Annotated in this window: 17 protein-coding genes and 4 pseudogenes; 9 read left to right on the forward strand and 12 right to left on the reverse strand. The window is 42.3% G+C overall.

The window, feature by feature from the left end; translation table 11 throughout:
* The 5 genes and pseudogenes from V7K97_RS07125 to V7K97_RS31935 all read left to right on the forward strand — a co-directional run.
* A pseudogene (locus V7K97_RS07125) lies at positions 1-212 on the forward strand (hypothetical protein); the annotation flags it as partial.
* Positions 213-607: 395 nt separating this feature from the next.
* Positions 608-3256 (forward strand): leucine--tRNA ligase, encoded by a 2649-nt coding sequence (gene leuS / locus V7K97_RS07130; RefSeq protein WP_334800100.1) that lies wholly within the window; start codon positions 608-610, stop codon positions 3254-3256.
* A gap of 320 nt (positions 3257-3576) precedes the next feature.
* Complete coding sequence (locus tag V7K97_RS07135) at positions 3577-3789, forward strand: DUF5615 family PIN-like protein (RefSeq protein ID WP_442936908.1); 213 nt, start codon at positions 3577-3579, stop codon at positions 3787-3789.
* Positions 3790-5123: 1334 nt separating this feature from the next.
* Entirely contained in the window at positions 5124-6275 is a 1152-nt protein-coding gene (locus V7K97_RS07140; RefSeq protein ID WP_334800101.1) for a pyridoxal-phosphate-dependent aminotransferase family protein, read from the forward strand.
* Positions 6276-6372: 97 nt separating this feature from the next.
* Positions 6373-6552: pseudogene (locus tag V7K97_RS31935) on the forward strand (zinc ribbon domain-containing protein); the annotation flags it as partial.
* Between the two features lie 164 nt (positions 6553-6716).
* Here the strand turns inward: V7K97_RS31935 and V7K97_RS07145 are convergent.
* From V7K97_RS07145 to petM, 7 genes and pseudogenes are all read right to left on the reverse strand, one after another.
* A pseudogene (locus tag V7K97_RS07145) lies at positions 6717-6929 on the reverse strand (zinc ribbon domain-containing protein); the annotation flags it as partial.
* A gap of 237 nt (positions 6930-7166) precedes the next feature.
* Positions 7167-7394 carry a DUF2949 domain-containing protein gene (locus tag V7K97_RS07150; RefSeq protein ID WP_334800120.1) on the reverse strand — a complete coding sequence of 76 codons (228 nt, stop codon included), beginning with the start codon at positions 7392-7394 and terminating at the stop codon, positions 7167-7169.
* A gap of 510 nt (positions 7395-7904) precedes the next feature.
* A complete protein-coding gene (locus V7K97_RS07155; protein ID WP_334800103.1) occupies positions 7905-8411 on the reverse strand; it encodes a DUF192 domain-containing protein in 507 nt (168 codons plus the stop codon).
* A gap of 145 nt (positions 8412-8556) precedes the next feature.
* The gene (nblR, locus tag V7K97_RS07160; protein ID WP_334800104.1) at positions 8557-9243 is read right to left on the reverse strand and encodes a response regulator transcription factor NblR; all 687 of its coding nucleotides are present in this window, start codon (positions 9241-9243) and stop codon (positions 8557-8559) included.
* 245 nt (positions 9244-9488) lie between these two features.
* On the reverse strand, positions 9489-10406 hold the full coding sequence (locus V7K97_RS07165; protein ID WP_334800105.1) for an NAD(+) kinase: 918 nt from the start codon (positions 10404-10406) through the stop codon (positions 9489-9491).
* Between the two features lie 582 nt (positions 10407-10988).
* Entirely contained in the window at positions 10989-11987 is a 999-nt protein-coding gene (locus tag V7K97_RS07170; RefSeq protein WP_334800106.1) for an SDR family oxidoreductase, read from the reverse strand.
* A 204-nt stretch (positions 11988-12191) separates the two neighbouring features.
* Positions 12192-12296, reverse strand: coding sequence for a cytochrome b6-f complex subunit PetM (petM, locus tag V7K97_RS07175; RefSeq protein WP_334800107.1), 105 nt, complete (start codon positions 12294-12296; stop codon positions 12192-12194).
* A 215-nt stretch (positions 12297-12511) separates the two neighbouring features.
* On the opposite strand from petM, the gene pdxA reads away from it, so the two are divergent.
* Positions 12512-13603: a 4-hydroxythreonine-4-phosphate dehydrogenase PdxA gene (gene pdxA, locus V7K97_RS07180; protein ID WP_334800108.1), complete on the forward strand. Its 1092-nt coding sequence runs from the start codon at positions 12512-12514 to the stop codon at positions 13601-13603.
* Between the two features lie 156 nt (positions 13604-13759).
* On the opposite strand, the gene V7K97_RS07185 is transcribed toward pdxA, so the two are convergent.
* Positions 13760-14884: an RNA-guided endonuclease InsQ/TnpB family protein gene (locus V7K97_RS07185; protein ID WP_334800109.1), complete on the reverse strand. Its 1125-nt coding sequence runs from the start codon at positions 14882-14884 to the stop codon at positions 13760-13762.
* A 35-nt stretch (positions 14885-14919) separates the two neighbouring features.
* Between V7K97_RS07185 and tnpA the strand changes: the two are divergent.
* Positions 14920-15322: pseudogene (gene tnpA / locus V7K97_RS07190) on the forward strand (IS200/IS605 family transposase).
* A 74-nt stretch (positions 15323-15396) separates the two neighbouring features.
* A complete protein-coding gene (locus tag V7K97_RS07195) occupies positions 15397-16119 on the forward strand; it encodes a class I SAM-dependent methyltransferase (protein WP_334800111.1) in 723 nt (240 codons plus the stop codon).
* 772 nt (positions 16120-16891) lie between these two features.
* Here the strand turns inward: V7K97_RS07195 and V7K97_RS07200 are convergent.
* From V7K97_RS07200 to V7K97_RS07210, 3 genes are all read right to left on the reverse strand, one after another.
* Positions 16892-17320, reverse strand: coding sequence for a YidH family protein (locus V7K97_RS07200; protein WP_334800112.1), 429 nt, complete (start codon positions 17318-17320; stop codon positions 16892-16894).
* Between the two features lie 350 nt (positions 17321-17670).
* The gene (locus V7K97_RS07205; protein WP_334800114.1) at positions 17671-18333 is read right to left on the reverse strand and encodes a hypothetical protein; all 663 of its coding nucleotides are present in this window, start codon (positions 18331-18333) and stop codon (positions 17671-17673) included.
* A gap of 62 nt (positions 18334-18395) precedes the next feature.
* Complete coding sequence (locus tag V7K97_RS07210; protein WP_334800115.1) at positions 18396-19106, reverse strand: cadmium resistance transporter; 711 nt, start codon at positions 19104-19106, stop codon at positions 18396-18398.
* Positions 19107-19306: 200 nt separating this feature from the next.
* Between V7K97_RS07210 and V7K97_RS07215 the strand changes: the two genes are divergently transcribed.
* Positions 19307-20299: a LysR substrate-binding domain-containing protein gene (locus V7K97_RS07215; protein WP_334800116.1), complete on the forward strand. Its 993-nt coding sequence runs from the start codon at positions 19307-19309 to the stop codon at positions 20297-20299.
* A 117-nt stretch (positions 20300-20416) separates the two neighbouring features.
* Here the strand turns inward: V7K97_RS07215 and V7K97_RS07220 are convergent, their stop codons facing one another.
* The gene (locus tag V7K97_RS07220) at positions 20417-20785 is read right to left on the reverse strand and encodes a pentapeptide repeat-containing protein (protein ID WP_334800117.1); all 369 of its coding nucleotides are present in this window, start codon (positions 20783-20785) and stop codon (positions 20417-20419) included.
* Between the last annotated feature and the right edge of the window lie 326 nt (positions 20786-21111).

Consider the following 21111-nt stretch of genomic DNA (forward strand, 5'->3'; position numbering starts at 1 on the left):
CCAAGCAATGGCGGTTGCTGTCAATTACATTACCGAAGATGATGCCCTCGGTTGGTTCAATCACTGTGGTCTATTTACCTGAAAATTGCTGTAAGCTAACGATGGAGGGCAAAGCTATGAGCTATCCTGACCGATACGACCAAGAAAATTTGCTTAACTTCCACAAGGCTAAGATGCACCTTGAAATGGCGATCGCATTACTAACCCAGTAAATCAATTTAGAACCATAACACATCTAGTCCCCAGCATCCTCAGCTTAGGGACTTTTTTATGTCCTATATACCTAAACTTGTTGAACTTTAGGGATATAAGATAGATAGAAATAGGGGGTAGAAAGAAATAGTAAATTAAATTAGAAAGTTACTAGACAGATAATTCCCTGAATCTAGCTGACTTTTCACGTTATGTGGAAAAGTCCACCAAAAACCTAACCCCTAACCCCCTTCCCTAGGAGGGAAGGGGGAAAATTCAAAGTCTCTCTCCTTAAAGGAAGAGAGAAATAGAAGTGAGGTTTTCCAGATGCTGCTGAATTGTCAGCTGAATCTAGTAGTTCAAATATACTAAAAGTGCAGATACTAGAATTTAGTAGAAGTAAAGTGTAATAGGCATGAAACCATTGGAAATACCTGATTCTGTTGATTCCCGATATAACCCAGCATTGATTGAGGAAAAATGGCAAAAAACATGGGTAGAACTTGGCTTAGATAAAACACCAACAGCTAGCAACAAGCCAAAATTTTATGCTTTATCCATGTTCCCTTATCCATCGGGCAGCCTACACATGGGTCACGTCCGTAATTATACGATTACCGATGTGATTGCCCGCCTCAAGCGAATGCAAGGGTATCGGGTAATACACCCAATGGGTTGGGATGCCTTTGGCTTGCCAGCAGAAAACGCCGCCATTGACCGTGGTGTACCGCCAGCAAAATGGACTTATCAGAATATGTCCCAGATGCGGCAACAATTGCAGCGTCTTGGTTTATCCATCGATTGGGAATGTGAACTTGCTACTTGTTCACCAGACTATTACAAGTGGACACAATGGATTTTCTTGCAGTTTTTGCAAGCGGGGTTAGCTTACCAAAAAGAAGCAGCAGTAAACTGGGACCCTATTGATCAAACTGTACTGGCAAATGAGCAAGTTGATAACGAAGGACGTTCTTGGCGCAGTGGGGCAATAGTTGAGCGCAAATTATTACGCCAGTGGTTTTTCAAAATTACCGACTACGCCGAAGAATTGCTCAATGACTTACATAAATTGACAGGTTGGCCAGAACGCGTCAAGTCGATGCAGGCAAACTGGATTGGCAAATCCACAGGCGCTTACTTGGAATTTGCGATCGCTGGGATAGATGAAAAAATCGGCGTGTACACCACCCGTCCAGATACAGTTTATGGTGTCAGCTACCTAGTGTTAGCACCAGAACATCCCTTAACAAAGCGTGTCACCACAAAAGAACAACAAGCAGCCGTAGAAGTTTTTATTAAAGAGGTTTCCAATCAAAGTGAGTTGGAACGTACCTCTGAAGACAAACCTAAGCGGGGTATCCCCACAGGTGGGGTGGCAATTAACCCATTTACAGGGGAAGAAGTACCCATTTGGATTGCTGACTATGTACTGTATGAGTATGGTACTGGGGCAGTGATGGGTGTACCAGCACACGATGTTCGGGATTTTAAGTTTGCCAAAAATTACGATTTGCCAATTGATTTTGTCATCGTTTCGCCAAGTGATGTTGCAGGTTTTGACTTAACTCCAACATCGGAGATAGATGAAGTCACACAACTCATCCAAATTGAATATAACCAGGCATACACTGAACCAGGAATTTTAATTAATTCTGGGGCTTTTACTGGTATGACTTCCATAGATGCGAAACAAGCGATAATTGAATACGCCGAACAACAAGGTTTTGGTAAAGTGCGGGTGCAATATCGCTTGCGGGATTGGTTGATTTCGCGGCAGCGTTACTGGGGCGCACCGATACCTGTAATTCACTGTCCTAACTGTGGAATAGTACCAGTTCCCGACAAAGATTTGCCAGTACAGTTGCCGGAAGAGGTGGAATTTACTGGACGTGGCGGTTCACCTTTGGCTCAGTTGGAAAGCTGGGTAAATGTCCCTTGTCCAACTTGTGGCACTCCGGCAAAGCGAGAAACTGACACGATGGATACTTTTATTGATTCCTCGTGGTATTTCTTGCGCTTCCCTGACGCTAAGAATGAACAACAGGTTTTTGATTCTAGTAAGATTAATGACTGGATGCCAGTTGATCAGTACGTGGGTGGGATTGAACACGCGATTTTGCATTTGTTGTATTCGCGGTTCTTTACTAAGGTACTACGCGATCGCGGTTTGATAAATTTTGACGAACCCTTTCAACGCCTATTAACTCAAGGGATGGTACAGGGTTTAACTTACACAAATTCCAATAAGGATGGTAAAGATAAGTGGGTTCCCTTTAATCTTGTAGATCCAGCCGATCCACGAGATCCTAAGACAGGTGAACCACTGGAACTCGTTTATGCCACCATGTCTAAATCAAAGGGCAACGGTGTAGCGCCAGAAGATGTAATTTCCAAATACGGTGTAGATACGGCGCGGATGTTCATCTTGTTCAAAGCGCCGCCAGAAAAAGACCTGGAATGGGATGAAGCCGATGTGGAAGGACAATCCCGCTTTTTAAATCGGGTTTGGCGTTTGGTGACAGATTATATTGCGGCTGGCGTATCCCGTAAGAAAGCCCAACTCTCTGATTTAACTAAAACTGAAAAAGAATTGCGGCGGGCAATTCACACGGCTATTCAAGCGGTGACAGAAGACCTGGAAGATAAATATCAATTCAACACAGCTATTTCCGAATTGATGAAATTGAGTAATGCCTTAACTGATGCCGACGGCAAAAATTCACCAATTTATGCAGAAGGTATTCGGACTTTGGTGGTTTTACTAGCACCCTTTGCACCACATATTGCTGATGAGTTATGGCATTTATTGGGTGAAAGTGATTCAGTTCACACTCAAACTTGGCCATCATTTGACCCTGCTGCTTTGGTAGCTGATGAAATCACTTTAGTTATTCAAGTTATGGGTAAAACTCGCGGCTCGATTCAAGTACCAGCACAAGCAGATAAAGCAGCGTTGGAGAAATACGCCCGTGAATCAGAAATTGCCCAACGTTACATCGAAGGCAAAGAGATTAAAAAGGTAATTGTGGTGCCTGGAAAGTTGGTGAATTTTGTCGTTAGCTAAGTACAGCTTTGCCTAAAATTGTGGCGAATTGAGGGTTTAAATTTAAACGCAGATGCACTTTGCCTTCCCGCAGGGTAGGGGCGCAGAAAATTCGCTACGAATTAATAAAATATTGTATCTATAGGAATCCGGTTTGATTTTTGAATAAAAGTAGGTATTTGTAGGGTGTGTTAGCGTTTCGCGTAACGCACTAAACCCTTGATGATGGTGCGTTACGCTGTCGCTAACACACCCTACGTATCTGTTCAGAATTCAAATAGGAATCCTATAGCAATCGATAAAATTGTAAATGTAGCCTGACAAAACATCAGAGGATTTACATCCGTGACACTCAAAGAGTTAAAACAACAACATTAACTATCAACAGAGTTGATTTTATCCGTTTGCATCGTCGTGATTCTAACCACTTCGGCATTATTGTTTGCACGAACAATCGTAATTGGGAACAGTTTGCAGCACGGATAGATGAGGCTGTGACAGCACAAGAACCATTGCAAGGAAAACTAATTCGTGTGGTACGTCCAGTCACTTAAAAAGTTTTGATGGAAGGCGCAAACTTGAGATATTAAAATCAGAGTATATTTTATAACAAAAACTACTGATGTAGTTTACTTCTCTGTATATGTGTATTTAGAAACATCTATATGAGCGTCCAGAGAGGTTAACTGTTTTATTTATACACGAAAAAGCGCTTGAGAGTTTTGCTCACTCAAGCGCTTTTCCGTAAAAGCTTATACCAACTCACTCGTTTGATGCAACATTTGAAATCTGCAACACTCCCTGAGGAGGGACTATTACGGGGATAACTTGTGACAAACATTTGGTGAAATGGTATCACTCCTTGCACTAACTAAGAATATCTCTTTTGCAAGAAGACTGGGGATCTGGTGAGTGACAGTTTATGAACTGAACACTAGTTAAAAAGGACTCATCATGAATGGTAAGGAAGAAGACTAAGCACGAATGTAGCATTTTTGTAAGTATAGTATAAAAACTTATAGTTTATTAGTGGTAGGCGTAGGCATCGCTTACCACTAAGTGCGGTATCACAATGTGCAGCAATTAGTAGCATAAATATCTCAACTTCGGCGGGAAATCAATCACCATCGAGTTAGCCAGAGAAGTCTTGGATATTAGCATCGAAGCGATTTTGACTGAAATAAATCATCACCTCCTCTTATATAGCGGTTCTCGTTTATATGAGGTACACCCGTAGGGGCACGGCAATGCCGTGCCCCTACATTTCGTGATGTAATGTTGTACCGCATCTGAATGGGAACCGCTATAGATGGAGGTAATCTTTAGAGAATGGCAATCCAAGAACAAATGTTCGAGTCAAGTAGATTGAAAAATTTGGGTTGGGTGTCTTCTATCTCTTAGCAAACGGTGATACGCAATTCTTCCGCATAGTGTAGGCGGTTACTTACTTCGTGGAAGCAAAACACAGCTTTTTCACCGATGATTCCCGCCATACTCAAAAGGATTTCGCGTGTTTCTATAAAAACAACCGAGGCGGATTATGGGTAAGATTTAAGAATTTATCATACCTATACCTGATCTAGATAGACGTTTCACCCTTGGCTGAAATAGCTACTGCCCTACGAGCAGACACCTTAACCTAGCGTCTAAAGTGTGTGGTAAGATTGCCTGGAACAGAGGTTTTATCTGAGTTGGAGTCTCGTATAAATTGCAAAGGTTAAGCTGACCGATCATTAACTCCCACCATACTTGTCATATAGATTTGGAAAATATACAACAAGACTGGTGAGAAACTGAGTGGAATTTATAGATGAATATCTAGAATTTGCTATCAGACTTAAGCAACTTCCCACAATTTTGACTTTTATTTGACTTTTAGGATAGACACATGAACGATAAGCTGATGCTGATGATTCCAGGCCCAACCCCGGTACCAGAAGCTGCGTTACTGGCATTAGCCAAGCATCCGATTGGGCATCGTACCAGTGAATTTAGCAACATCTTGGCAGAGGTGACAGAAAATCTTAAGTGGCTGCACCAAACTCAAAGTGATGTGCTGACGCTGAATGTCAGTGGTACGGGTGCTGTAGAAGCGGGAATAATTAATTTTCTCTCTCCAGGCGATCGCATTTTAGTTGGTTCTAATGGTAAATTTGGCGAACGCTGGGTAGAAGTTGGCCAAGCCTACGGTTTGAATGTAGAAGAAGTTAAGGTGGAATGGGGAAAACCCTTAGACCCCGCAGTATTTGCCGAAAAACTCCAAGGAGATACCCAAAAGCAAATCAAAGCCGTAATCATTACCCACAGCGAAACCTCGACGGGTGTGTTGAATGACTTAGAAACCATCAACCGCCATGTCAAAGAACACGGTGAAGCTTTAATTATTGTTGATGCCGTTACTAGCTTGGGTGCGTTCAATCTACCCGTGGATGCTTGGGGCTTGGATATTGTCGCCTCCGGTTCCCAAAAAGGTTATATGATTCCGCCGGGATTGGGTTTTGTCTCTGTCAGCCCCAAAGCTTGGGAAGCTTACAAAACTGCGAAGCTACCGAAATATTATTTGGACTTAGGCAAATATCGTAAAGCCACAGCCAAAAATACAACTCCATTTACTCCCCCTGTGAACTTAATCGTAGCGTTACACACTACATTGCGAATCATGAAAGAGGAAGGCTTGGAATCGATATTTGCTAGACATGAACGGCTCAAAAATGCTACCCGCGCCGCCATTCAAGGTTTAAATTTACCTCTGCTTGCAGCAGATAGTTCCGCGAGTCCAGCGATTACGGCTGTGGCACCACAGGGAATTGAACCGGATAAAATTCGGTCAGTGATGAAAAAACGCTTTGATATTGCCCTCGCAGGCGGTCAAGACCATTTGAGTAACAAAATATTCCGCATTGGTCACTTGGGTTTTGTGAGCGATCGCGATATCCTCAGCTGTATAGCATCCTTAGAAGTTACTCTTTCAGAACTTGGCTATGAAGACTTTACCCCTGGTTCTGGTGTAGCAGCAGCAGTTAGAGTGTTTACACAATAGTCATTAGTCATTTGCAATTGGACTTTGGACAAATTAAAAGAGTGAGTTAAATTATCAACTCGCTCTTTTGATTTGTATATAATAGTATCCAAGTTCTAAAACTTGTTCTAAGTGTAATTCTATCCAAGACATGAAGTTGTCAGACCGAATATTTGATTGTAAAGTTTGTCAGCATTCTCAAGATCGTGATGAAAATGCTTCTATCAATCTTGAGAATGCCCCTAAAAATAAAGTACGGTTGGCTTGGCCGAAACTTAACGCCTGTGGACTGTTGTAGCCGACTACCTTGGATGAAGCAGGAAGCAGACCCTCTAGAAATACTTATTTCTAGTTGAATGGTGAGACTTGAATAAGTTTAGCCAAGTTTTGTAGAGCAGCTATATATCAACCTTTGTACAAGGTAGAGTGGATGTGACATACCTCAATTCTCGTGACATACTCCTACACTTCTGCTTCGCAGTAAGTGTAGGCTTCTAAGACAATCCGGCTATTGCTTAGGACGCTCTTGGCTTTAAGAACGGAATGCCCTACCGCTCTATTTTTTATATTTCGCGCTGCATTACGATCGCGGTCAAGACTGCATCCACAAGCAGGGCAGTCGTGCCATCTTTCATGCAGTTTTTTGGGAATTTTCACCCCACAACTAGAACAATTGATTTAGCTAAATCATACCAACTTGCCCTAGATAGTATTATTTGATCACAAGACAGTCGTCCAGAGTCTTTTACACCAAACAAGAGTAACTTTGGCAACTTAGTATGATACTAAATTGGCACAACTAGTATTTTTTGAGATTCCGGTAAAGCCTTTTGGTAGAGACTTTTAATCCAAAATCCAAGTTGCGCCCAGAGCGCACCAAAGGTGTAACCTAAAATCCAAAATTGATATCACCTATGCCGTCTCCAGCCAATCATAAATTTGTTCTAATTGGTCTAGAGTAATCAACCCATACTGCCAAAGAATCATTGCCAAAGGTCCTGGGTCTTGCTCACGATGGCGAAGCGCCACCGCCAGTGATGCTGTGGAAATTGCCAAATCTTCTTGCAAAAAATGAATCAATCGAGAATATTTTGATGGTGACATTTGTATCTCACCTCCTTGTACAGAATGTATTGTCATATATAAGTTCACCATTTCTCGGTAGCCAGTAGCCAGTATTTCATTTGTCACTGTGCCGTTATCGGCTATACACCCCAGCACAGTTTTTTTGATTTGCCTTCAAGAAAGGCTCCTCATGGAGGGTCTGAGAAATAGAAATTTTCGTACAAATCATCTGCTGGGTTTTCAAGCAGTATTTTTACTTAGTTAAATTAGCTCCATCTTGTTTACTTTTGTGCTTTATTTAATTACACAGGTAGTAACAAAGATTCCATAGCCTATACTCTCTTATTGGCGACTATTTACACTTACGCCCAAGGGAATATATTTGCAACCAAACCCTAAGACTGCGATTTTAGGTTGGAGACAGTAGAATTTTACATCATTACCACAGTTTTTAAATAGTAGCGTTACAAATGACTGTTTTACCACATAAAGTGACATTTTTTACAAAAAAAACATATACTTAGACCACATAGGTTCTTAACAGAGCAACCAGCCAAATCTTTATCCCTGGAGAGTACCAGAGTCTCAAAACTCAATTTTGACAATATCGCCCACTTTCAACTTCAATTCGGCAGCTCTTCCAGCGCGAAGTTCAATCACCTTATCGATTGGTGTCCTGGGGCCATAGGTAGGACAAGGATCATTCGCACAAGGAGGTGTAGCAGCCTGAATATATTTAACTACACCCTTATGTAGAAATACTATATCCAAGGGCATAGGTGTATTCTTCATCCAAAAACTGACTGGTTGTGCTGAAGGGAACGGAAATAGCATTCCTCGGTCATCTGGCAAAGCTGGTCGATACATCAATCCCATCTCTTGCTGTTGGGGTGTCTGCGCCACCTCTAATTTAATGGTTGTGCCATTTGGAACAATGGCTTTAGCAGAAATTGGTAGTGTTTGACCTAAATTCTCTGGTGCTGGAGTTTGAGAAGCAGAGGTGGGGCTGGGAGGTTTAGCCGTTGTTGGCGCGGAACAGCCCATTAGAAATATACTCAGCAACATTGAGAGCAAACTTAGCCGACGAGTCATATAGTTTTTCGATTTTGTAATTTAGAATTCAATTTTACAGTGTTGTAGGCAGAAAAACCCCTTGGATGGGAGGCAGCAGCCCTCCAAATGTGCATTCCCAGTCCCAGACTGGGAAGGAGGTAGGTAAACTTCCGCCACCAGTATACTAGGATTCTCTTAAAACGTACCCTACGCCTCGCACTGTCTGAATGAGGCGTTTTTGACCTTCATCTTCAATTTTTAAGCGCAAGTAGCGGATGTACACTTCAATTACATTCGACTCACCCAGAAAGTCGTAACCCCAAACATTTTCTAGAATTTGTTCGCGGGTTAACACTTCACGAGGATGTTCCATTAAGAATTTTAATAGTTCAAATTCCTTCATTGTCAAGTCAATTGGTCGTCCGTTGTGTATGGCGCGGCGAGTTGCTATGTCTAAAATTAAATCCCCAAAGCGTAATTGCTCGGTGGTATCCACATCGGGTTTTAAATAGAGGCGAATTAACTTCAAAAAGTCTTCCGAGCGGTAAGGCTTGAGGATGTAATCATCGGCTCCAGCTTCTAGACAAGCTACACGATCATCAACTGTATCCCTTGCCATTAAAATTAACACAGGCGATCGCAGACCAGTGCTTCTCAGATTTTTGCACAATGAGAGTCCTGATTCTCCTGCTAGCATCCGGTCTAAAACAATTAAAGCAGGTTGGCGATCGCGACAGTGTTGTAAACCACTCGCTGCATCATGAGCCACAATTGATTCATAGCCAGCTTCTTGCAAATCGCAAGAAAGTTGATTTGCAAGACTCTCATCGGTTTCAATCACCAAAACACAGGGACTTGGAGCAACTGTCATAACAATTTCGGATATTTGATTTGGGATTGTCAAGATATTCGAGTGAAAATCTTTACATCAGTTATAAAGTGCAATTACGAGTTTTTCGTGATGGAGCAATCCTGATTTGACAAGCAGCTAAGAATCTTTTAGCACGTTCAGGTATCAGCCATCGAATTCTCCGATGCAATCTTAATAACTAGGGCATTGGGCATTGGGCACTTGTACTGAGCGAAGCCCAATGCCCAATTCCCAATGCCCAATCCCTACGGCAATTCTACCGAAGTTGGTTTGGCAATATGTGGCAAACCCCAACCTAATTTTTCTCGCAAAATTCGGAAAAACTCAGGCGGTTGTAGGCGAATAAATCGGGCACTATATTGCGATCGCTCCATATACACTCGATCTTCTGGTAGGATATAGCACCCACCATTGCCATCTACCACCATCACCAGCCGAGGAATATTGACTGGGTATATATTGACCGATTCCGTATCTGGAAATACCAATGCTCTAGAAGCTAGGGAATGGGGACAAATGGGTACTAGCTGTAAAACAGGAACGCCAGGAGTCACCACTGGACCACCAGCACTCAATGAGTAAGCTGTAGAACCAGTAGGCGTAGAAACAATCACACCATCCGCCGCAATATCTACTGGCGCATGACGTCCTATGGCAATTTCAAAATGGCACATAGAGGTCAAAGGTTCCCGATGCAGCACCATTTCATTCAAGCAGAGGGCTTCCCACAGTACGGAATCTCCCCGAAACACTTTGACGGTGAGCATCGCTCGTTCTTCAATTTCATACTCACCCGCCATTACCTGTTCTAATGCTTGAGGCAATTGATTTAGGAAAGTTTCGGTCAAAAATCCCATGTGGCCGGTATTTACTGTTAACAGTGGAATACCGCAGGGGGCTACCTGACGAGACGCTGCTAAAACAGTGCCGTCTCCTCCTAACACCACTGCAAACTTCATATCTGAATCGAAACCAGGGGGTGTCAGACCGTCAATGGGGGTGTGGCATACAGAACTCTCAGGGGTAGAGTAGCCCAGTATTCCACCGATACTCGATGTGATACATACATTCCAACCGGCTGCGGTTAGCTTGTCTTTCAACTCGATAGCGACACGGCCTGCTATCGGTTTAACGTCATTGTAGATAATGCCTGCTTTCGGCACACTCAAATATCCAAGTTTAGGCGATGCTCTGTATTATTTGACACTCCCTAACCTGAAGGTATGGGGATTCTTGGTTCACTGATACACCTTTGAACTGCCTATCCTTTCGGCATTACTTAAACCAAAAACCCGTTCAATTGAACCAAGTTTCTAGCCTACATTTAGACAGCCCCAGGTGGCTCTATCTCCCCAAGCTTTAGAGGATTTCTCCCCTTGTTTCCGTGTGCCCCACGGTACGCTTAATTAACAAGTTTTTGACTTTTCTGGTATGGGTGCGCGTTAGCCACCCCAGCTATGTTTATCGTGGTTTTCGCCGCCCACTAACCATTATTATTTCCTAGCCAGTCGTATTGGGGTTGGTTATCCATTTGTGCTAGCGGTTATTCTACCTGTGATATTGTTTCATTATACCAATCACCGGAAACTTTCAAGACAAATTTAGAGAATCAAAGCCGTCCTAGAAGGACGGGGCTTTTACCTAGATTTTCGGTAATCCTTAGACATTTTTGGTCATGTAGTCATTAATCTAGAGTCAAATATCTAGAGTCTAGAATTTTAAGACTAATGTATGTTTCGTAATGATTATTGACTATTGGCTTTTGAAGACTGTTTAAAAGGAGTTTTTTTAGGTTTCTGCTTTTTATTTTTATTTTTCTGGTAGTCTACCTCTTTGAGCTTCTTCATTATTCGGCTGAAGTACTCTTGTAGATAGCTTTCTAGGGTTGTGGTTTGTTGCGAATCTAAACCAAACACTGTGTATACTTCATCCATTGAAGCGTTTAACTGTTTACCGCTAGCCAATACTTCTGTAAATGCTAGCCTGTCCGCTACGTTCCATCCCCACTGGAAGAATCGCATTATACCCCGAACAGCACGCAGCAAGTTTATTGGCATCCGCGTTACTCTGGCATCTTTTCCAGATAAGCGTTCGCACAGGTTGATGATTTCTTCTGCACTCCATGCATGAGTACCGACTACAGGAAAAGCTTGGTTTTCGGTTTCTGGTACACTCAATGCTCGGATGGCAAACTTAGCAATGTCTTGAGTGTCCATATAGGCGATGGGAGAAGAATTACCTGTCACCCAAACTGGCTGTGCTTCCAAAATGGGAATGCCGTACTGACCGATTAATCCTTGCATAAACCCAGCTAGCCGCAAGATGGTATAATTTAAGCCAGACTCAGCTAGGAAAACTTCTGTACACCGCTTAATTTCCATTAACGGCACTTCTGGGTATTTATCAGCATCTAAAATGGAAAAGAAAATAAAACGCTCTACACCTGCTGCAATTGCTGCTTGAATCAATGCTACTTTGCCGTCCCAGTCCACTTGTTTGATACTCAGTGAATCTGTAGGGCGAGATGTTGACGCATCAATAACTTGGGTTACACCTTCTAATGCTTGGGCTAGGCTTTCGGGGTAACGCAAATTTCCGGGGACGAGTTCTGCACCCCATTCTTTGAGAAAAGCTGCTTTTTTACTGCTGCGGACAAGACAGCGTACTTTATACCCCTCATCGATAGCACGACGAGCCACTTGTCTTCCTAAGGTGCCAGTGGCACCGACGATTAATAATGTCATGAGGGTTGTAATAAATTTTAATGTTTTATGAAAAGAATGTTATCAGAATAACCTATGCAAACAAAAGTTTACATCTTTTCTCAGAAAATCTATTTATTTAGATAGATTTATGGGAAAATAGCTGTCCGGTTAACGGACAAGCTTTTTTCTCATTTCGATGAAAAAGGGAGTGGGGAGAATAATAACTCAGCACTCAGAACTCAATTATTCTTCTGTGCCTTGGATTTTCAGTAACAACGCGCCTAAGCCCCAGCCTACGAAGATTAAACCGAAAGACAATACAGCTGCATTCAAAATTTCGCCGCCCATTAGTGTGATTCTCCTTATGCAAATTGGTGTGTAAACTAGGTCTAACAGAAGCTTTTCAACAGTTGCTAGGATTAGACCTGTGTAAACAATTTTAAACTAGTTTTGCAGGTAATCCCTACTGGTTTGGGGGGCAATCCCTACTATTGGGAGAAAGGGAGATGGGTAAAATGAGAAAATTTAATGATAATAATTATGAAGATTTATGAAGAAGTTTTATGTATCAAAATAATCAAGGTAACTTAATAAGTTCTGTGAAAGAAAATCGTCCGCGTTTGGCGCTGACGCTGGGAGATCCGGCGGGGATTGGACCGGAGGTGATTTTGAAAGCTTTAGCTGATCCAGAAATTAGTAAAAAATATGACGTTACAGTGGTGGGTAGCGGAGATTTACTGGCACAGACTTATCACAAACTGAATTTAACTGAGAATTTAGCAGCTTTGGCAAATCCAGATGAGTTGTCAGTGAGTGATGTGCAGTTGGATGAGAAAATTAAAGGTAAAATTATCTCAGGAATAGGTAATGCGGCGAGTGGTGCAGCTAGTTTTGCATATATGGAATATGCGATCGCTCAAACACTCGCTGGTAAATTTGATGGTATTGTCACCGGGCCCATCGCTAAATCTGCTTGGAAAGCCGCAGGATATAATTATCCAGGGCAAACGGAACTTTTGGCACAAAAGTCAGGTGTTGATCGTTTTGGGATGTTATTTGTGGCGCGATCGCCCCATACTGGTTGGATACTCCGCACCTTACTTGCTACCACACATATTCCCCTACGTCAAGTAGCCGATACATTGACACCGCAGTTACTGACACAGAAATTGGATTTGTTGGTGGAGTGTTTGGAGAAAGATTTTGGGATAGAAAATGGGAGAATTGCGATCGCAGGTTTAAATCCCCACAGTGGCGAACAGGGACAACTTGGACATGAAGAACAAGATTGGTTAATTCCCTGGTTGGAGCAAGAGCGGCAAAATAGACCACAATTGCAGTTAGATGGTCCGATACCGCCAGATACGATGTGGGTTAAACCTGGTCAAGCTTGGTATGGAAATTCTTTAGTCCAAAATCCTGCTGATGGCTTCTTAGCACTTTACCACGACCAAGGCTTAATTCCTGTAAAGCTGATGGCGTTTGATCGGGCAGTTAATACTTCCATTGGTCTTCCTTTCGTTCGGACTTCACCAGATCACGGAACAGCATTTGATATTGCGGGTAAGGGAATTGCTGATGCTACGAGTATGAAAGCAGCGATACATTTAGCGGCTGAGTTGGTTAGTCAAAGATTGGCGGTGGGTTGTGGTTAAAAGTTCTTTGTTGCAATATTTACTAGGAGCAGATTGGCTAGGGGTGCGATCGTAAAGCGAATTTAACTACAATCCTTAGAAAGAGTATTGACATACTCCCCCGAATGCACAACTCTTGGAGACGCTGCGCTTCTCTAAATTCGGGGGATTCTAGGCTCAAGCAGCAATAGCAGGCGTAGCCCGACTGACATCACCTAACCCAATGGTCGATGCCCCAACCATTTGAATATTACGTGCGGCGTTTTCATCCCTTCCATTTACTGACTGGCAGGATGGACAGCGCCACTCTCTAGTTGACAAATCCAGACTTTCTAAAATGTGTCCACAGTTGGAACAAGTTTTACTGGAAGGATACCACTGGTCAATATAGACCACTTGTTTACCTTTCTTCTTGATAACCCATTCTAGAATTTGCAGGAACTCACCAAAAGCCAAATCTGATATCTTACGCCCCCAAAGACGTTGCATCCCCTTTAGGCTTAGAGTTTCAAAGCACAGGACATCAAATCGATTTGTGAGCTCGTCCGCTAACTTCCAAAACCAATCTGTTCTACGGTTGGCTATATCTTCATGGGCGAGGACTAGATTTTTCCTCGCTCGTTCTCTATTTGATGAACCTTTCAGCTTCTGAGAGTGATATTTATTTGCAATCTTTATGGCATTGAGTGATTGTTTGAAGAATTGGGGTGATTCGATTTTAGATCCGTCTGAGCAGGTTAGGAATGTCTTTAAGCCAAAATCAAATCCCGCTATCTTACCAGTCGTGAATTTGATTTCTGGCTCATCAGCGCTATCGACAACAACAACCAAAAACAACTCACCTAGCGGTGTGCGTTTAATAGTCAAAGTTTTAACTTTTCCTTCTATATCTCTGGAGTTCCAATATTGATAAGTCCGATTCCCAATTTTAACTCGATTGCCACCTATAAACTTATATCCTGCTTGCTTTAAGGTGAATGACTTATATTTTTTAACCTTCTTAAATCCCGGTGGTCTAACCCCTTTTTTATTGTATTTAAAAAACAACTGATAGGCTTTCTCAATGCGCTGACATATATCTTGTACCGCCTGAGAACCAACCGACTGCCAAAACTCTAAGCGAAAGCGTAGCTTCGCAATATGAGCCTGAAGTTTGGCACAATTCAAGTGTTTACCCCACATCCGATAATATCTTTTGTGGAGAGCAATACAGTGATTATAAATTACCCCAGCAGCATTGATTGACCGCTTGAGGAATTTATTTCGCTTGTGTTGATATAACTTGAACTTCAGTGTTTTCATAATCTTATAGTACCATGAAATCAATACTCATCTACATGAAATCTGTATATAATCATTACAATCACGCGCTGTGGGTTGGCAACTGTTCACTTAGTTTGGATACCATGTAGACGTAGGAGAGTATTTGCAAATAACGAAGAATTAAAACTTCGATGTATTCAAATATTCCAGTCTGTTGCCAATGATAATAAATGGGTTGTCAAAGCAATGGAAGTTGACCCAGATCATATTCACTTACTGGTGGAATATGATCCGCATCACTCAATCGCTCAAATAGTCAAGGCATTCAAAGGTCGCTCATCTAGATACCTGAGACAAGAATTTCCAGAACTAATGAAGCTCCCCAGTCTGTGGACACATTCATATATGTTTGACACTACTGGAAAAGTCAGCACTCAGAAAGTCTTGGAATATATTAACGATCCACATCATGGCTGAATAAATTCAGCCGTTCGCTTATATCCCCCCGTTTCCAACCGGGGGCTTTACGCATCACACTCGTAAAAACCTAAATGTCTAAAAAGTCCGATTCGCAGTTTCAAAATCTCTTTAGTTCACCCAAACCAACCCACTGGGACGAAAGATTAGCCCAAATAGCCTATCGCTTTAACCGAGAATATCAACGTGAAACCTTTGAACTCCCAACAGAAGTCCAGGCGATGCCGATATTTGGCGAGTGGATTGGAGGGAGTTTTTCAGGGAGAATTGCTTCCCGTTTTTGGGAAATTGCTCAACCTCAAAAAAACCAGCACTGTATAGATATTGGCTGTGGTATCAGCTTTTTAATTTATCCTTGGCGGGATTGGCAAGCGTTTTTTCATGGGCAAGAAATCAGTAATGTGGCACGTGATACCCTTAATTCTCGTGGGCCGCAGTTGAATTCTAAGCTGTTCAAAGGTGTTGAGTTGGGAGCAGCTCATGAGTTAAACTACCCATCAGAGCAGTTTGATCTTGCGATCGCCACAGGATTCAGCTGCTATTTTCCACTGGAATATTGGGATGCTGTATTAGCAGAAGTCAAGCGGGTGTTAAAACCAGGTGGACATTTTGTGTTTGATATCCTCAATCCCGAACAGCCTTTAGCGGAAGATTGGGCAGTTCTAGAAACCTATTTGGGGGCTGAGGTGTTTTTAGAGCCTTTGGCTAAGTGGGAAAAAACGATTAAAGCGGCTGGTGGTAAAGTAGTAACGCAGAAATCAGGGGAATTATTCGAGTTATACAAAGTCCGATTTTAGAGGATGTTTTAAAAGTCCTTTCGTTGGTAGCAAAACGTTATCGATCCCCCCAACCCCCCCCTTAAAAAGGCTTGCTCTAATTCCGGTTCCCCCCTTAAAAAGGCAGGGCTGTGTCATTCGAGCTCTTAGAGATTTTGTCAAGAGTATGAGTCAGAAATTTGCTTGATTTGGTCATCGAAAAGCTACCACCTCAACGAGTAAATTTCAGTGCGATGTCTACGACGGGCTACGCCTACGCGACTTTCTTGCCCAATCAGATTTTTTAGTTACCTGACTTTTTTGCTTGAAACGCTTGTAAATCAGAGCCTTTTAGGGAATGAAACAGCCCTGCCCAATTTATCGGGGAGCCAGCGCGGTCTTCTCCCTTGGCGCTAGCCTCTCCCAATGTGAGAAGGGGAGACGCTAAAAGCGATAGCGCCGGCGGCAAGCGAGTCCGGGAGCGTCTGGGGTCTCCCCAAGTGGAGCGACTGGCGTGGGTTAGGGGGGATCGATAAGTGCCTAAAATCACAGCCAATGACTTTTCAAACAACCTCTGAAAAATAAGTAGCTAGGCGTAAATCAATTAAAGTTAGGACTTACGCAAAAGTACACGCTGTAGGGGCAATTCATGAATTGCCCCTACGGGAGAATAAGGGGTTCGGCTATTGTTTGCGTAAGTCCTGAAAGTTTGTAGTCAGGACTTTAGTCCTGATAAACTTTGCTATTAGCGATGAATCGCTCACTACAAACTAAGATTTTATTGTATCTTTAAATTATGCCTACCTAGTTACCATCACTCAGGGATAAGTGGACTCATTGGATCTAAAGAAGTTGTAAAAACAAAATAGATTACCCCAGTTCCGAGAATCATCACAGCGAGACTGAACAGCAACACCCAACGGTCTGTTGGTTCATAAGTATCTTCTTCAATATCACGACGGACAGCAAAATAGTGTGACGTTGAGAGCCACACCGTAACCAAACCCACCAGCGAGAAGACTAAACCTAACTTCCAGCCGTTGCCGGGATGGGGTATCAAAGGTACTTGGAAAGCACGCAAACGCACGATGACGACACCAAAACCTAAAAGAGCAATCCCTGTCCGCATCCAAGCGAGGTAGGTACGCTCATTTGCCAAGTGATCTCGGACTCTGGACGGATTCAGTCGTCCTGGCTTTTTTTTCTCTTTATCTTCTTCTGTAGGTTTCAATTTTAACTGCATCAATAACACCCTTATCCCCAAAGCGGCTCTTTTCAAAAAAATGCGAAGGTAGTAGGAAATCTCCTTCCAGATGACTTGCACCCAGCGCAATATTTGCGCTACTGAAATATGCCTATTGCGATTGTACATTTTTTTCAGAATTTATTTTAATGCAGATATGAAAATAAAACAAGCCTGACCAAGTAATTCGTAATTCATGCTATGGAGCAACTGTAAGTAATAAAGGGTCATAAAAAAACAGCCAATATTCAGATTTTTCACCAGTCCTTGTAGTGTTTTTCCTCTGATTTTGGCTGTTACCCTATTTAAATTGAGAACAATCATTCAAAAATAGATTATGCAGTTCTATTTCAAGACTGATTGCTAGGCGCATTAGGAACTCGTATATCGATGAGAGCCTGCGATATATCTGGGATAAACCAGTTAGCCTCTTTGCTGTTAAGAACTTTCACAGTAGGGACATTCAATTCAATCGCAGCAGTATCTGGATTCGTCTTAATCACCAACTGAGTTCCATCAAGTATCTTCAGAGCAGCCGATCCTGTCAATTCTTGACCTTGCCCATTAGGATTAGAAGTAAAATTTGCTACTTTGACATCATTCGGTAGATAGATGCCATCACAATCCCAGTTATTTTTAGTGGACTGACCATCAGCTAGAAAATACAGACCATTGTCGTATATGGCATCTTCATTCTCTTCGCTATTTGGTCTTTTGCCATATACTGCTATGGTATTACCTGTTTGGTTGTCGCATTGACCCCAGTTGATTCCTGTCTCTAAAGCATATTTTTGGAATGCTAACTCATCGATTTTCTGCTGAATTTCCTCTGGGGTGAAACCTTCAGCTTGAGTTTGGGCATCTTTTGTCTGAGTTAGTTCATTAAGTGCTTTCGTGACTTCGATGTAATCAGGGTTTTTGCTAAATTTTGGTCTATCAGCAAAAGAAGGTTGAGCAAAGGCGAGATTGGCGATAATTATTAAGAGAATTAGCAGAGATTTCCAGATTTTCATGTTTTGATTCCTGTTGATGGGTAAGGTGTTTTCCAGATTGGAATTCATTTGGTGAGAAAATTTTAGATACTTAATTTTTCTTGTTCTTCACTCGACTGCTGAGTATTGAAACCTAAGATTAATGAGAATATATAACTAGAAACTACAGATGAAAGAGTCCAAATAACATTTTCTGTGACAATAAACACGCCCAAACCAATCAAGATACAAGGAACAAAAGTGTTGCCATTTTCAGTTAAAAAGTTGGCGATCGCAGGCAAGTAGGTTAACTTGTAAGCGGTATAACACCACACACCCACTAAGGTAAAGAATACACCTAGTATCACCAGCAGACTATCTAATTCTGAGTTGGCAAACAGAGGCACGTAAACGCTGATATTATCACTGCCATTGGCAAAGGCGATCGCAGCTACGTTGCAAGTTTGTGGAGAGATAAAACTGCTAATTATAGAGGGACAAGACGGCTCGGTTTGTTCTTCGACTTCCTCTGGTGAATCCTCTTCGCGTTTTAGTAGACTGCTTACACCAATGATTATTGGCATTAAGCCCAGTAGTCTAATCCAGTCCTGCGGTATAATCATTCCACCGAAGAAACCGGGAAGGCTAGCAATAATCAATACAGCAAAACCGAGATACTGACCAGCAAGGATGTGACGACTGCGGAACGTTTTATTTATTTGTGAAAAAAGCAACGTCAGAATGACAATATCATCGATGTTGGTGGCAGTGAATGCGGTAATCCCTGTGGTAATTGCAGTTACTAAATCGCTCATTTTTGAATGTCCTGATTTTCATGCTTGGTAATTGGGCATGGGGCATTGGTCGTTTACAAAGGACAAAAGACCAATGACTAGGTAGAAAGCCTTGATTTATACTTTAGTCAAACTAACCGATAGAATCAAATGCTTTTATTTGTCAAAATGATAAATGGAAGTGATTAAAATTTTGACACTAAGTTACAGGGATACCATAAATGGCAGGAATGACGCTTGAGCAGCTAAAAATATTTATCGCTGTGGCGCAGCACTTACACTTTACTCGCGCCGCAGAGGAGCTTTATATTACACAACCTGCCGTCAGTGCAGCAGTCCACAACTTAGAGCAAGAATATGGTGTGAAACTCTTCCATCGGATTGGTCGCCATATCGAGATTGCTGAGGCGGGTAAATTATTGCAAGTGGAAGCACAGAAAATTCTCGATCAAGTTTCCTTGACTGAAAGGGGATTGCGAGAATTGAACAATCTGCAACGGGGTGAATTGAAATTAGGGTCAAGTCTGACAATTGGTAATTACTGGCTACCAAGTAAGATTAGTGAATTTAAGAGCCGATATCCCGGTATCAAGATTGACTGTAGCCTTGCCAATACAGAAGATATTTGTCTAGGAACAGCGACAGGACAGTTTGATTTAGGTTTGGTGGAAGGAGATGTGAAACCAGCGCTTCAGAATACTCTAGAGTACGAAATAGTGGGGAGCGATCGCTTGCAAATTGTGGTCGGTCAAAAACACCCTTGGTTTGAGTGGGGAGAAATTGATTTAAGCCAATTGACTAAAACCCCTTGGGTGATGCGAGAACCAGGTTCTGGAACCCAACAAAGGTTTGAGGAAGCGTTACAAAATTGGGGAATCGATCTCAGTGAACTGGATGTAATTTTAGTGTTCAACAGTGGGGAGATGACAAAAGCAGCGATCGAAGATGGTGTCGGTGCAATTGGTATTTCCGAGTTGATGGTAAAAAAAGAAATCCAGTTGGGAACTCTGCGGGCAATTCGAGTTATTGATAACAGAGAAGGCAACGGTGCGATGCCTCCGGGGGGCTACGCCTACGCAGAAATAGTTCGACCTTTTTTCAAACTCAAGCATCGTCAGCGTTTTCAAACTGCTCTTTCCAAAGTCTTTGAACAAATGTTGATATCGTCTATGTTAGATAGTTCACATCAACATTTATCAAAATCAATTATTTAACTGAACGCCGTAAGTTCCTAACGTGGCAACGGCGGATGAGACGGGAAACTCCGTAGACGATTAAATCCCCTCAATTTATTTATGGGGATTATCTTTTTACTTTTTACTTTTTACTTCTTAAACCTTGTGCATATTTCTACTTATGGGGTCAAAACCTTTAGAAAACCGCGTACTTTCATCGTAGTAAGCGCCAGTTAGATTCGCTCCATACAACTTGGCATAGTTGAGTTTTGCTCCTCGGAGATTTGCTTCATTCAATTTGACACCGCTCAAATTAGCTCTGGTCAAATTCGCTTTGGCTAAGTTAGTTCTACTCAAATCTGCTCCCCAGAGTTTAGCTTTAGCAAGGTTAGCCCCACTCAAGTCAGATCCCCATAAATTGATTCCAGGCAAATAGGCTCCAATCAGCTTGTTCCTACTCAAGTTGACAGCTGGAAAATATCTTTCCCCTGCGGCAAAACGCCTTTTTAATTCTTCAGCATTCATGCGTCGCGTTGACCTTCTTTTATCTTTAACAAAGTTTAGGGGTTTAATTCCCCTGCCTCTACAGGCACCACGAATTGAAGCCTAAGCTAAATCCCCGTCACAAAACGTAATTGCGAATTGCGAATTGGTTTAACGGTATCGCGGAAGTCCCCACCCTCAAGCCAACCACCTTTAAAACATCCTCCAAGGTTCAAGGGAGCAGGGGGAGAAGAGAATAATTAATAACCAATGCTGCTTAAAAATACTTACCTAAACCTGCCTAGACCTGTTTAGAGATTTCTTCTCCCTTCAACCAAGGCAGTCGGCTGCTTCTTGTCCAGGAGCGT

Origin of the sequence: Nostoc sp. (assembly GCF_036917815.1) — a bacterium.
Classification (GTDB): domain Bacteria; phylum Cyanobacteriota; class Cyanobacteriia; order Cyanobacteriales; family Nostocaceae; genus Nostoc.

Bases quoted from the DNA above. Each gene is read 5' to 3' on its own strand.
- leuS (WP_334800100.1), top strand. From the start codon at position 608: ATGAAACCATTGGAAATACCTGATTCTGTTGATTCCCGATATAACCCA.
- V7K97_RS07140 (WP_334800101.1), top strand. From the start codon at position 5,124: ATGAACGATAAGCTGATGCTGATGATTCCAGGCCCAACCCCGGTACCA.
- V7K97_RS07150 (WP_334800120.1), bottom strand. From the start codon at position 7,394: ATGACAATACATTCTGTACAAGGAGGTGAGATACAAATGTCACCATCA.
- V7K97_RS07155 (WP_334800103.1), bottom strand. From the start codon at position 8,411: ATGACTCGTCGGCTAAGTTTGCTCTCAATGTTGCTGAGTATATTTCTA.
- nblR (WP_334800104.1), bottom strand. From the start codon at position 9,243: ATGACAGTTGCTCCAAGTCCCTGTGTTTTGGTGATTGAAACCGATGAG.
- V7K97_RS07170 (WP_334800106.1), bottom strand. From the start codon at position 11,987: ATGACATTATTAATCGTCGGTGCCACTGGCACCTTAGGAAGACAAGTG.
- petM (WP_334800107.1), bottom strand. From the start codon at position 12,296: ATGGGCGGCGAAATTTTGAATGCAGCTGTATTGTCTTTCGGTTTAATC.
- pdxA (WP_334800108.1), top strand. From the start codon at position 12,512: ATGTATCAAAATAATCAAGGTAACTTAATAAGTTCTGTGAAAGAAAAT.
- V7K97_RS07185 (WP_334800109.1), bottom strand. From the start codon at position 14,884: ATGAAAACACTGAAGTTCAAGTTATATCAACACAAGCGAAATAAATTC.
- V7K97_RS07195 (WP_334800111.1), top strand. From the start codon at position 15,397: ATGTCTAAAAAGTCCGATTCGCAGTTTCAAAATCTCTTTAGTTCACCC.
- V7K97_RS07200 (WP_334800112.1), bottom strand. From the start codon at position 17,320: ATGCAGTTAAAATTGAAACCTACAGAAGAAGATAAAGAGAAAAAAAAG.
- V7K97_RS07205 (WP_334800114.1), bottom strand. From the start codon at position 18,333: ATGAAAATCTGGAAATCTCTGCTAATTCTCTTAATAATTATCGCCAAT.
- V7K97_RS07210 (WP_334800115.1), bottom strand. From the start codon at position 19,106: ATGAGCGATTTAGTAACTGCAATTACCACAGGGATTACCGCATTCACT.
- V7K97_RS07215 (WP_334800116.1), top strand. From the start codon at position 19,307: ATGGCAGGAATGACGCTTGAGCAGCTAAAAATATTTATCGCTGTGGCG.
- V7K97_RS07220 (WP_334800117.1), bottom strand. From the start codon at position 20,785: ATGAATGCTGAAGAATTAAAAAGGCGTTTTGCCGCAGGGGAAAGATAT.